The sequence below is a fragment of the Streptosporangium heterodermiicola genome, assembly GCF_051390675.1.
Classification (GTDB): Bacteria; Actinomycetota; Actinomycetes; order Streptosporangiales; family Streptosporangiaceae; genus Streptosporangium.
In genome coordinates this window covers 401,730-414,987 of sequence record NZ_JBPJSR010000006.1, presented here as the reverse complement: position 1 = coordinate 414,987, position 13,258 = coordinate 401,730, and the positions used below count along the sequence as shown (strand labels likewise).

The following is a 13,258-nucleotide window of genomic DNA, read 5'->3' as shown; positions in this document are numbered from 1 at the left end:
GGACGCCGCCGTGAGCACCGACAACAACCGAACGCCGCTATGAGCACCGACAATCACACCGAGCGCGCTCCGGTGGCCGTCCCAGATAGAGAAGTCAGACGAGCTTCCAGTCGTGGCGTTCCAGGAAGGCGCGCTCGCCGGTGGCGTACTCGGTGAAGGCGTCCTGGACCGCCCCCAGGTCCGGGACGTGGGTGCGGAACATCCGGTTCCTGACGCTGTCCTTGTACTCCAGCTCGTAGCCCGTGATCTCCGGGGAGCTCTGGACGAAGTGCTCGCCGAAGACGACCAGGGCCGTGAACGGGTTCTGCGGGGACATGGTGGCGAGCGCGTCGGAGACGAGCTGGAGATCAGGGCCGACCACGATCATCCCGTCGCCCGTCCGCATCTCCATGGTCGGGTAGACGCCTCGCGGGGACAGGTTGTGCACCAGGCCGCGCTGCGGGTCGTAGCAGACCAGCCCGCACTCGACGGCCAGGGCGAAGACCTCGGCGGACACCTCGTCGGCCCGCTCCAGGTCCACGCCGACCAGGAGGTGGTCAGGGGAGAGCCACTCGGCCCCGGGCATCCGATCGGCGAACGCCGTCACCCCCGGGTGCGCCTCAGCGTCCTCCCTCTGCTCCCTCTGCTCCCCCTGCTCTCCGGGCCCTCCCCGCTCTCCGGGGCGGGGGTCCGTGCCATGCGTCGGCGCCGCCTCCGGTTCCCCGGAGGGAGGCGTTCCAGGGTCCTTCGCAGCCCCACGGCGGAGGGACTGGAAGACCTGCTCCGCGTGTTCCCTGGTGATCGGTTTGGGCTCGTACCAGACGGCCAGTTCGAAACTCACGGTTCCATTGTCCTCCGGGTGCCTTTCCCGGTGGGAAAGGGCCGGACCGATCGGGTGATCGGCCCGGAGGACGCGCCGGTGGCCGGGGCGTTCACGATACGCGGGAAGGGTCAGCCCCTGTGTGACCCCGATGGCGATGAGCCCGCCGTGCCCGCTCATCCTCGTACGGATCGTGAAGCCTCAAACGACCACGTGATCTCCTGCCATCCGGACGCTACGGAGCCCCTGCATATTTTCCGCATATACCGAACAAAAACGATCAGGAGCAGCCGGTGATCGAGGAGCCGAGGAGCCCGGCCAGGTCGTTCGCCTTCGTCCCGTCCCCGATGACGGTGAAGAGCTCGTGGGCCTCACGCCAGCACCTGACGGCCCTCTCCCTGTCGCCGGCCGCCACGTGGGCGAGGCCGAGGCTGCGGAGCGCGCCCGCCAGGTACGTCGTCCAGCTGCGCGTCCGCCACAGCGCCACGGACTCCGTCAGGCGCTCGACCGAGCGCGCGTGGTCGCCGTCGGCGCGGTCGAGGTCGCCCAGGATCCAGAGGGCGTCGGCCAGGTGGTGGGTGAGGTTGTAGCGGCGGCTGAGCTCCTCCACGGTGACGGCCGTGGGCCGTGCCCGCGCGTCGCCGTCGCCGGCGTAGAGCTTCGCCAGCGTGACCAGGGTCATCGTCTCGGACGCCGGGTCCCGGGCGACCCGGGACATGACGAGCGAGCGGTTGAGGCATCGCTCGGCGGGTTCGGACTGGCCGGTCTCGACGTACGCGAGGCCGAGGAACTGCAGGGACGTCGCCTCGAAGCGCGGGTTTCCCAGCGTCTCCGCCACCTTCAGCGCGCTCACCAGGTGCGGGATCGCCGAGAGGACGTCCCGCTGGCCGTGCGTGATGCCGAGCGCCAGGTGGGCGCGCGCCCGGCCGCCGAGGTGGCCGGTCTCCTCCGCGAGGCGCAGCGCCGTCTCCGCCGACTCCACGGCCGGTTCGACGAACCCCTGCGCGGCCAGGCCCCAGGCGCACATCACGTGGGCGTCCGACAGCCCGCGCAGCTCGCCGGCCTCGGTGAACATCTCCGCCAGCCGGACGGCGTTGGTGTGCAGCGCCACCATGGCGCCGCCCTCGTGCTCGACACCGGTCCAGGTGGTCACGTCGAGCAGCCCGCGCAGCATGACGGCCTCGCCGAGCAGGTTCCCCGCCGTACGGCAGGCCAGCATGGCCCGCTCGTTGAGGCGCCGGCACTCGGAGAAGAACCCGTGGGAGTCGAAGTAGCGTTCGAGGCACCCGGCGAGGTCCCAGGCGAAGTCGTCGAGCGCGAGGGCGCAGGCCTGCTCGATGAGACCGGCCAGCGCGCTCCGTTCGGCGTTGAACCAGGAGAGGGGGTCGCGCAGGAGGGACGCGGCGACGTCGCCGGGCAGCGGCCGGCGCGGTGCCGGGCCGTGGAGCACGGCGTAGCAGGCGCCGTGGACGTGTTCCATGGCCTGTTCGGCCAGCCAGAGCCACGCGCCGAACGCCCGGGTCGTCGCGAGCAGGAGTTCGGCCGGGTCCTCCTCGGCCTCCGCGCGCTCGCGGGCGTACAGCCGGACGAGGTCGTGGAAGCGGTAGCGGGCCTGGCCGGTGGAGTCGATCCCGGAGATGGTGGCGAGCTGCGCGTCGACCAGCAGCTCCAGGTAGCTCTCCCCCTCCTCGTGCGGGCGGTCGAGCAGAGTGGCGGGGACCCAGCTCGCGAAGCCGGTGACGTCGAGGAGGCCGAGCAGCCGGAAGGCGCGCCGCGCGTTCTCCGGCAGGCCGACGTAGCTCAGGGCCAGGCTCGCCCTGACCGCGCGGTCGCCGACGACCAGCTGGTCGAGGCGCCCGCGCTCGTCGCCGAGCCGCCCGACGAGCCAGGCGATGCTCTGCTGGGGACGGGCGGCGAGCCGCGCGCCCGCGACGCGCACGGCGAGCGGGATGCGGTCGCACAGCCAGACGAGCTCGGTGGCGGCGGGGAGCTGCGCGGCGACGCGGTCGTGCCCGATCAGCCGCGAGAGCAGCTCCACGGCCTCGTGGGTGCTCAGGACGTCCAGCTCCACCGGTCGCACGCCCTCCAGGCCGGAGAGCCTCGCGCGGCTCGTGACGATCACGGCGCAGCCGGAGACGCCGGGGAGCAGCGGGCGCACCTGCTGCTCGGACGCCGCGTTGTCGAGGACGATCAGGACGTTCGCGCGGGCCAGGCGGCTGCGGTACAGGGCGGCGCGGGCCTCGACCGACTCCGGGATGCTCGACCCGGGCACCCCCAGCGCGACGAGGAACCGTCCGAGCACGTGTCCGGGATGCGCCTGCTCCTCCTCGTGCGCGCCGTGCAGGTCGACGTAGAGCTGCCCCCCGGGGAACCTGTCGGCCAGCCGGTGCGCCACGTGCACCGCCAGGGCCGTCTTGCCGATGCCGCCCATTCCGGTGATGACGGAGACGGTCGTCGCGGAGCGCTCGTCCAGCCGCGCGACGAGGTCCCTGACGTGCTGCTCGCGCCCCGCGAAGTCGGCGATGCTCATCGGCAGCTCCGCGGGGGGTTCGCGCGGCCCGGCCTGTCCCTGTTCGGTTCCGGGCGGATCGTCCCGGTCATCCCGGTCGTCCTGCGCGTGCTCGCTCGCGGCGTGCCCGGGGTCCGCCCGCTCCTCGGCCAGGATCAGCCGGTGGAGGTCGCGCAGCCGGTCGCCGGGTTCGACGCCCAGCTCCTCGTTCAGCAGGCGCCGGATGTCGGCGTACACCGTCAGCGCCTCGGAACTCCGGCCGGCGCGGGTGAGCGCCACCATGAGGTGCGCCCGCAGGCGCTCGCGGAGCGGGTGAGCGTTCACATGGCCGGTGAGCTCGGCGACGAGCTCCGGCTGGAAGCGCACCGCGAGGTCGGCCTCGACGCGGTTCTCCAGGGTGGTGAGCCGCAGCTCCTCCAGGCGCGCCGCCTCGCCCGACAGGTCCTCGGCGAACCGCAGGTCGCCGTACGCGGGGCCGCGCCACAGCCGCAGGGCCCGGTGCAGGCAGTCCGCGGCCTCGTGGTGGTCACCGTGCAGGAACGCGTCGCGGCCGCTCTTCGCCAGTGACTGGAACCGGTGGACGTCCAGTTCGCCGGGGTGCACGACCAGCAGGTAGCCGCCGTGCCGGCGCAGGACCCGGTCGTGGCCCAGGGTCTGGCGGAGGCGGGAGGCGTACAGGCGCAGGTTGTTGTCGGCCGTCTTCGGCGGGTGCTCGCTCCAGAGCGCGTCCACGAGCAGGTCGTCGGCCACGGACCTGTTGGCGTGGTGGAGCAGCATCGCGAGCAGGGCCCGCTGCTTGCGTCCGCCCAGGGGAAGCGGCTGGTGGTCGGCTCTCACTTCGACCGGCCCCAGGACGGAGAAGTCCATACCACTCCCCTGGAAGGTTTCGCAGTGGCCAAGTGTGCCCGACCTCCCCCCGACCGTCAATGATCGTTAACGGTTCACGGGCCGCGGGACCGGTCGCCGCCGCACCGGCGCTAGGCGGGCGGCCTGTCGCCGACGGCGACCTTCGACAGCTCCACGGTGCAGAACGCGCAGCGCTTGGCGTCGATCGGGATGTCGCTCAGGCACTCGGGGCATTCCTTCTCGGTGGCCTTCTTGTCCCTGTCGAAGAAGCCGATCAGCCTGGTCATCGGCATCACGACCAGCCAGTAGATGACCGCGGCGATGATCGCGAAGCTCAGCAGGTGGTTGATGAAGTCGCCGTACATGAACTTGGAGCCGTTGATCGTGAACACGTACTGCGAGAAGTCCGGTTCCCTGCCGCCGGTGATCGCTCCGATCAGCGGCGTGATGAGGTCCTTGACCAGTGCCTGCACCAGCCCGCTGAAGGTCGCCCCGATCACGACGGCCACGGCGAGCTCGACGAGGTTGCCCCTGAGCAGGAACTTCTTGAATCCGCCCATCAATCAATGCCCTCCACTCGTGAGGACGGTCGGACTACCCACCTGTGTCGGCGGCCAAACTTCCCCCTTTTCCCGGCTTCCCGCCAAAAAGAGGCTGTTCCGGAACGGGCGTACGAGGGACGGGGTGGTGGAAGCGGAAGACTACTATCGGCGCAGTTCGCGAGCGGGGCCCGACCGCTCGCGTCCGCCCAGAGGAAGCGGCTGGTGGCCGGATGGACTTTCGTGTGCTGGGCCCCGTCGAGGTGTTCGCCGACGGAGGCGCGACGCTGGACATCGGCCCCTACCAGCAGCGGCTGGTGCTCGCCATGTGCGTCCTCGCCGCCCCGCGGCCGGTCGGCCCGAGCCGGATGATCGACGCGCTCTGGGAGGGCGACCCGCCGCCGGGGGCGCTCAACACCGTGCAGGCGTACGTCTCCAAGCTCCGCCGAGTCTTCGAGCCGGGCAGGACGAGGAACGTTCCCCCGGCGGTCCTGGTCAGCAGGCCGGGGGGCTACGCGCTGGACGTTCCCGGCGGCGCGATCGACCTGGGCAGGGCGCGGGGGCACGCGGCCGGCGGCAGGGGCCTGGCGGCCGGGGGCGACCACGAGGGCGCGGCCGGGAAGCTGCGGCTGGCGCTGGGGGAGTGGAGCGGGGAGCCGCTCGCGGACCTCTCGGGCACCGCCTGGGCGGTGGAGGAGAGCGCGCACCTGGCCGAGCTGCGGCTCACGATCGAGGAGGACCTGGCCGAGGCGGAGCTCGCGCTCGGCCGGGGGGCGGCGCTGACGGGCGGGCTCGCCCACCTGGTCGGCGCCCATCCGTTCAGGGAGCGGCTGCGCGTGCTCGCCGCCCACGCGCTCTACCAGGCGGGACGGCAGGCCGACGCGCTCGGCGTGCTCGCCGAGGGGCGCCGGTTGCTGATGGAGGACATGGGGCTGGACCCCGACCCCCGGTCGCGGGAGATGGAACGGCGCATCCTCGGCCAGGATCCCGCGCTGGCGCCCCGCCTCGTGGCGGAGGCGGGACCGGCGGCGGAGGAGGCGGAGGAGAAGGTCGCCGGGCTGGTGGGCAGGGACGCCGAGGCGGAGGCGCTGGAACGGGCGGTCGCCGGTGACGGGCACCGGGTGGTGCTGCTCGCCGGGGAGCCCGGCATCGGCAAGACCAGCCTGGCCGAGCGGGCCGCCGGGGCCGCGCGGGCGCGGGGCCACCGGGTGGTGTGGGGCCGCTGCTGGAGCGGCACCGGCGCGCCGCCCTTCTGGCCCTGGACGCAGGCCGTGCAGGACCTCGTCGGCAGGGACGGCGAGCTGGCGCAGCTGACCGGGGCCGGGGGTGCCCCGGGAACCGGGCAGGCGGGGCAGTTCGCGCTGTACGAGGCGTTCGCCCGGCTGCTGAACGAGCACGGCCGGGTCCTGGTGGTCCTCGACGACCTCCAGTGGGCGGACCCCTCCTCGCTGCGGCTGCTGGAGTTCCTCGCCTCCACCCGGCTCTGCCCCGGGCTGACCGTCGTGGCCACCTACCGCGACACCGACGTGCGCCCCGGCGAACCGCTGGAGCACGCCCTCGGCGCGCTGCTGCGGCTGCCGCACGTGCGGCGGCTCCTGCTGCGCGGCCTGGCGGAGGAGGAGATCCGCGAGTACCTGGGACGGGCCGGCGCCGACCCCGCCCTGGCCGCGGAGATGGGCAGGCTGACCGCGGGCAACCCGTTCTTCCTGGGGGAGGTGCTGCGGCTGGGGGAGACCCCCGAGGCGCTGTCAGACGTCGTACGCGGCCGGATGGCCGGTCTGCCGCCCGGCACCGAGGAGGTGCTGACCGTCGCCGCGCTGCTCGGCAGGGAGGCGGCGACCGACATCCTGACGCGCGTGGCTGGGCTGCCGGAGGAGCGGGTCCTCGACATCGTCGACGCCGCCGTGGGGGCCCGGCTGCTGGTCGAGGGGGACGGGCCGAGCTGCCGCTTCGTCCACGACATCGTCCGCGACGTGCTGCGCGAGGCGCTGCCGCCGCTGCGCCGCAGGAGGCTGCACGCGCGGATCGCGGAGGTGCTTGAGGAGCGGAGCGGGACGCGCCTGACCGAGATCGCCCACCACTACCGCGAGGGCCTGCTGAACTCCCGGATGGCGGGCAGGGCCATCGGCTACACCCGGCGCGCGGCGGCCCAGGCGACCGCGCAGTTCGCCCACGAGGACGCGGTGGAGGGCCTGGAGAGGGCGATCGCGATGATCGACCGGCTGCCGGAACCCGACGACGCGCTCCGCTGCGACCTCCTGCTCGACCTGGCCGAGGCGCAGGCAGCGGCCGGGATGAGCGCCGCGGCCCACGCCTCGCTGGAGGCCACCGCGGAGATCGCCGAACGGCTCGGCGACGACAACCGGCTCGCCAGGGCGGCGCTGGGGTTCTCCGACCCGATCTATCTGGCCATGTACGAGGAGATGACCGGCATCGACCGGCTGGCCGAGCGCATCGACCGGGTCCTCGCCTCTGACCTGGCCGCGGACTCGCCGTGGCGGGCCCAGCTGCTCGCCGCCGCCGCGCTGACCGGCTCCACCGCGCGGCCCGTCGAGCGGAGCGTGGAGATGGCGGGGGAGGCGGTGCGGCTCGCCCGCCTCGCCGGTGACGACCGGACCCTGTCCAGGACGCTGATCGCCCTGGAGATCCTGCTGCGCTCCGGCCACGACCACGGGCGCCGCGAGGCGGTCGTCGGCGAGATCGTGGAGATCGGCCGCCGCACCGGTGACCTGGCCGTCGAGTGGATCGGCAGGGAGAACGAGTACGTCGAGCTGACCGCCGGGGGCGCCGCCGGGCGGGCCGCGGAGCTGCTGGACTGGCTGCGGGAGACCGCGGAGCGGCTCAGGCTCCCCTCGATGGTCAGCCTGGCCGCCTGGCAGACGGCGGTCCGGGCCTACCTGTCCGGGCGCTTCGCCGACGCGCTCACCGCGGCCGACGCGTCCGGCGCGGCCCATCCCGAGGGGGCGCTGGGCCGGGACGACGCGTCACTGCGGCGGGAGGTGTTCCGCTTCCTGTCCCTGCGGAACGAGCTTCACGGGCCGGGCGGGGTTCACGGATCGGGCGGGGTTCACGGATCGGGCGAGGCGGGCGGGCCGGGCGGCGTGGACGAGGCGCTCGCGCTGGCCGAGGGGATGCTGGCCCGCCGCCCCGGCCAGAAGCCCTGGCGGATCCTGCGCTGCCTGGCCCTGATCGACCTGGGCAGGACGGCCGAGGCGCGTGACGACTTCGCCGGGCTCGCCCGTGACGGCTTCGCGGCGATAGGTCCCGAGCTGGCGTACCGGTTCGTCCCGGACGCCGTCAGCGAGATCTGCGCGGCGCTCGGCGACGAGGAGGCGGGGAGGGTCCTGTACGGCAGGCTCGCCCCGCACACGGGCCGGTTGCTGGGCTGGTCGCTGACGGACCTGTGCCTGGCCAGGCTGGCCCTGCTCGGCGGCGACAGGGACCTGGCGGAGACCCATCTGCGGGCGGCCGAGGCGTTCGCCGCCGGGGCGGGGCTGCGCGTCCACGAGCCCGCCCTCCGCGCGCTGGGCGAGACGCTCCGCACGCCGGGGGCGGCGGACTCGCCGGGGGTGTGATGGACTCACCGGGGACGTGATCGGCCGCGAGGCCTCGCGCTCCGCGCGCCGGACTCCACGTTTCGCCTGTGACGAGAGGGTTAGGTGGTAAAAGCCCGAGGGCGTCCGTCGCCGATGACCCGAGATCACCGTCACAGGAGTGGGAATGTGCGCATGGCCACGCGAACATGGGGCATATTTCTCCACCGCTGAAAGGCGGTGCGTTGACATAATCTCCCCATCGGCCGAGTTCGCTCAGACTTTCGAGAGAAACCCGCAGTACGGCGTCGTGCCGTGTTCTCTCCCCCGCCTCAAGGCGGGGGTCTCCACGCTCAAGAGGGACTGATGATCGAGATCTGGCCGGGTGACCCCTACCCCCTCGGGGCCACCTACGACGGCGCGGGAACCAACTTCGCGCTCTTCACCGAGGCCGCGGAACGCGTCGAGCTGTGCCTGTTCGACGAGGAGAACAAGGAGACGAGGGTCACCTTCACCGAGTGTGAGGGATTCGTCTGGCACGGATACCTGCCGGGCGTCGGCCCGGGGCAGCGGTACGGCTACCGCGTGCACGGCCCGTACGACCCCCCGAGGGGGCAGCGGTGCAATCCCGCCAAGCTCCTGCTCGACCCGTACGCCAAGGCGGTCGAGGGGGAGGTCGACTGGGACGAGGCGGTGTACGGCTACCGCTTCGGCCACCCCGACAGCCGCAACGACGCCGACTCCGCCGAGTTCGTGCCGCGCTCCATCGTGATCAACCCGTTCTTCGGGTGGGGGCACGACCGGCCGCCGAGCACCCCGTACCACAACACGGTGATCTACGAGGCGCACGTCAAGGGCCTGACGATCAACCACCCGAAGATCCCCGAGCGGATCCGCGGCACGTACGCCGCGATCGGCCACCCGGAGATCATCGACCACCTCACCGCCCTCGGGGTGACGGCGATCGAGCTCATGCCGGTGCACCAGTTCGTCACCGACCACGTCCTCGCCGAGCGGGGGCTGACCAACTACTGGGGCTACAACAGCATCGGGTTCTTCGCGCCGCACAACGCCTACTCCAGCACGGGGCAGCGCGGCGGGCAGGTGCTGGAGTTCAAGGCCATGGTCAAGGCCCTGCACGAGGCGAACATCGAGGTCATCCTCGACGTGGTCTACAACCACACGGCCGAGGGCAACCACCTGGGCCCGACGCTGAGCATGCGCGGCATCGACAACGCCGACTACTACCGGCTGGTCGACAGCGACAAGCGCTACTACATGGACACCACGGGCACCGGCAACAGCCTGTTCATGCGCTCCCCGCACGTGCTCCAGATGATCATGGACTCGCTCCGCTACTGGGTCATCGAGATGCACGTCGACGGCTTCAGGTTCGACCTGGCCTCGACGCTGGCGCGCGAGCTGCACGAGGTCGACCGGCTGAGCGCCTTCTTCGACCTGGTCCAGCAGGACCCGGTGCTGTCGCAGGTCAAGCTGATCGCCGAGCCGTGGGACGTCGGCCCCGGCGGCTATCAGGTGGGTAACTTCCCCGCCAGGTGGACCGAGTGGAACGGCATGTACCGCGACACGATCCGCGACCTGTGGCGCGGCGAGCCCGCCTCGCTGCCCGAGTTCGCGTCCCGGCTGACCGGCTCCAGCGACCTCTACCAGGACGACAGCCGCCGCCCCGCCGCTTCCATCAACTTCGTCACCTGCCACGACGGTTTCACGCTGCAGGACATCGTCTCGTACAACAACAAGCACAACGAGGCCAACGGCGAGGACAACCGCGACGGCGCCGACGACAACCGCTCCTGGAACTGCGGCGAGGAGGGGCCCGCCTCGCTGGCGATCGAGTCCCTGCGCGAGCAGCAGAAACGCAACTTCCTGACCACGCTGTTCCTGTCCCAGGGCGTTCCGATGATCTCCCACGGCGACGAGTTGGGCCGCACCCAGCGGGGCAACAACAACGTGTACTGCCAGGACAACGAGCTGAGCTGGGTCGACTGGTCCGACATCAGGGAGAACTGGCTGCTGCTGGAGTTCACCCGGCGGCTGGCCAAGCTCCGCGCCGACCACGCGGTCTTCCGGCGGCGCCGGTTCTTCTACGGGCGGCCGGTGCGCGGCTCGGAGGAGAACCTGAGCGACATCGCCTGGCTCACTCCGAGAGGGGAGAAGATGACCGACGCCGACTGGAACGTGGGGTACGCCAGATCGCTCGCCGTCTTCCTGAACGGCGAGGCCATCACCGAGCCCGACCGCCGGGGCAGGCAGATCGTGGACGACTCGTTCCTGCTGCTGTTCAACGCCCACCACGACGTCATCAAGTTCACCCTTCCCAAGGACTACGGCGAGATGTGGCTGACGGAGATCGACACGGCCATGCCGATCACGGTCGACACCCGGGTCTGCCGGGCCGGGGAGAGCGTGCCGGTGGTCGGCCGCTCGGTGAGGGTGCTGCGCCGTGTCTGAGCCCATGCCCATGCCGCCCATGCCGCCCGCGACCCGGCCCGTCCCCGAGCCCGCTCCGCTGGAGCCCGCGCCCGGGATCGTCCCCCCGGAGTCGGTGCCCGAGCCCGGCCCCGTGCCGGACCCCGTTCCGGGTCCCGTGCCCGACCCAGGGCCAGGCATGCCGCCGGACCCGCTGCCCGGCACCCCGCCCGCCGCCGTCCCGCCGCAGGTCGCCCACGACGAGATCCTGGCGGAGTCCCTCCCCGGGACCAGGACCGGCGGGGACGTCCCCGACCCCTCGGCGCTTTCCGAGGAGGTGCCCGCGCCCCCGCCGCCGCCCGGCTCGTACGGGGTGCCGGTCTCGACCTACCGGTTCCAGCTCACCCCCGACTTCGGGTTCGAGAAGGTGGCCGAGCTCGCCCCGTACCTGCGGGACCTGGGGGTCAGCCACGTCTACCTGTCGCCGATCCTGCAGGCCGTGCCGGAGTCGCGGCACGGCTACGACGTGACCGACCACTCGCGCGTCCGCGAGGAGTTCGGCGGCGTCGAGGGCCTGCGGGAGCTGTCTGCGACGCTGACCCAGCACGGGATCGGCGTCGTCGTCGACATCGTGCCCAACCACATGACGATCCCGGTGCCCGAGCCGGGCAACGCGCAGCTGTGGTCGGTGCTGAAGGACGGGCCGGAGTCGCCGTACGCGTCGTGGTTCGACATCGACTGGACCGGCGGCGAGGGCAGGCTGAACATGCCGGTGCTCGGCGACTCGGGCGAGGCGGTGGCAGACGGCGACGTGCTGCGCTACCACGACCACGAGTTCCCGCTGCCCGACACGCACTACCGGCTCGTCGACTGGCGGCGCGGGCCCGGCTACCGCCGGTTCTTCGACGTGTCCTCGCTGATCGGGGTGCGGGTCGAGGACCCGGAGGTGTTCGACGCCACGCACGCCGTCATCCTCTCGCTCGTCGAGGAGGGGGTTGTCCAGGGGCTGCGGGTGGACCACCCCGACGGGCTCGCCGAGCCGCGCGGCTACCTGGCGCGGCTGCGCGAGAAGTCGGGCGTGTGGACCGTGGCGGAGAAGATCCTGGTCGGCTCCGAGCGGCTGCCCGCCGACTGGGAGTGCGACGGCACCACCGGCTACGACACGCTCAACCGGATCACCGCGCTGTTCGTCGACCCGGCGGGCAAGGAGCCGCTGGTCGAGCTGTTCGCCCAGCAGACCGGGGTGCGCGACGACTACGCCGCCGTGGTCCGCGAGTCCAAGGCGGAGGTCCTGAACCTGTTCTTCGGCGCCGAGATCGACCGGCTGCACGCCGTCGTCGGCTCCGACCGCCAGACGCTGGTGGAGCTGCTCGCCGCGATGCCTGTCTACCGGGCCTACGCGGTGCCGGGCGAGCCGGTGCCCGAGGTCTCGGCGAGGATCGTCGAGGAGGCCGGGCGGGTCGCCGCCGGGCGGCTGCCCGAGGGCGCCCCGGTGGCGGAGGTCGTCGAGCGGGTCCTCACCGGTCCGGCCGAGGCGGTCATCCGCTTCCAGCAGACCTGCGGCCCCGTGATGGCCAAGGGGGTCGAGGACACCGCCCTCTACCGCTGGTACCCCCTGTCCTGCCTCAACGAGGTGGGCGGCGAGCCCGACCGGTTCGGCGGGTCCGTCGAGGAGTTCCACGCGTTCTGCCGGGAGATGTCCCCGGCCACGATGACTACGCTCTCCACGCACGACACCAAGCGCTCCGAGGACGTACGGGCTCGGCTCGCCGTGCTGTCCGAGCTGCCCGAGGAGTGGGCGGCGGCGGTCGGCGAGTGGTCGTCGAAGGTCTCCTTCGACCCGGCCCTCGACTACCTGGCCTGGCAGAACCTGATGGCCTCCTGGCCGATCGGGCCCGGCAGGTTCTTCGACTACCTGTTCAAGGCGGCCCGCGAGGCCAAGACCTCGATCTCCTGGGCCACCCCCGACCCGGCGTACGAGCGCGGCATCCGCGACTTCGTCGGCCGGGCCGTCGAGGAGTGCGGGGCCTCGGTCGCGGAGTTCGCCGCGCGGATCGAGCCGTACGCCAGGTCCAACTCGCTGGGCCAGAAGCTCGTCCAGCTCATGCTGCCCGGCGTGCCCGACCTGTACTGGGGCAACGAGATCACCGACTTCTCCCTGGTCGACCCCGACAACCGGCGCCCGGTCGACTTCCCGCTGCGCCGCCGGATGCTCTCCTCGGCCCAGGCCCACGCGAGCCAGGCCCACCCGGACGAGCCCCACCCGAGCCCCGCCGCCACCGGCAGCCTGTCGTGGGACGAGGCCAAGCTGGCGGTCACCGCCCAGGCCCTGGACCTGCGGCGGAGGCTCGACCCCGAGGCGCCGTACGTCCCGATCGAGGCAGGGGAGCACGCGATCGCCTTCGCCAGGGGGGAGCGGGCCGTGACGGTGGCCACCCGGCTGCCCGTCGGCCTGGAGCGGCGCGGCGGCTGGGGGGGCACCACGCTCACCCTGCCGCGCGGCACGTGGCGGGACCTGCTGTCGGGGTGCGAGCACACCGGCCGGATCCCGCTCGCCCACCTGCTGTCCGTCCACCCTGTCGCGCTTCTGGAAAGGGACTGA

At 72.4% G+C, this 13,258-nt stretch carries 6 protein-coding genes; 3 read left to right on the top strand and 3 right to left on the bottom strand.

Annotated elements, in window-relative coordinates:
* Positions 1-94: 94 nt before the first annotated feature.
* The 3 genes from ACSC1Q_RS16675 to mscL form a co-directional block, all read right to left on the bottom strand.
* Complete coding sequence (locus tag ACSC1Q_RS16675; RefSeq protein ID WP_436759605.1) at positions 95-820, bottom strand: hypothetical protein; 726 nt, start codon at positions 818-820, stop codon at positions 95-97.
* Between the two features lie 259 nt (positions 821-1,079).
* Positions 1,080-4,175 carry an AfsR/SARP family transcriptional regulator gene (locus tag ACSC1Q_RS16670; RefSeq protein WP_436759604.1) on the bottom strand — a complete coding sequence of 1,032 codons (3,096 nt, stop codon included), beginning with the start codon at positions 4,173-4,175 and terminating at the stop codon, positions 1,080-1,082.
* Positions 4,176-4,285: 110 nt separating this feature from the next.
* Positions 4,286-4,714 (bottom strand): large conductance mechanosensitive channel protein MscL, encoded by a 429-nt coding sequence (gene mscL / locus ACSC1Q_RS16665; RefSeq protein ID WP_436759603.1) that lies wholly within the window; start codon positions 4,712-4,714, stop codon positions 4,286-4,288.
* A 212-nt stretch (positions 4,715-4,926) separates the two neighbouring features.
* Here mscL and ACSC1Q_RS16660 point away from each other — a divergent pair, with 212 nt between their 5' ends.
* From ACSC1Q_RS16660 to treY, 3 genes are all read left to right on the top strand, one after another.
* Positions 4,927-8,268, top strand: a complete 3,342-nt coding sequence (locus tag ACSC1Q_RS16660) for an ATP-binding protein (RefSeq protein WP_436759602.1) — start codon at positions 4,927-4,929, stop codon at positions 8,266-8,268.
* A 324-nt stretch (positions 8,269-8,592) separates the two neighbouring features.
* On the top strand, positions 8,593-10,698 hold the full coding sequence (gene glgX, locus ACSC1Q_RS16655; RefSeq protein ID WP_436759601.1) for a glycogen debranching protein GlgX: 2,106 nt from the start codon (positions 8,593-8,595) through the stop codon (positions 10,696-10,698).
* Positions 10,691-13,258, top strand: a complete 2,568-nt coding sequence (treY, locus tag ACSC1Q_RS16650; protein ID WP_436759600.1) for a malto-oligosyltrehalose synthase — start codon at positions 10,691-10,693, stop codon at positions 13,256-13,258. The genes glgX and treY overlap by 8 nt, the downstream gene beginning before the upstream one ends.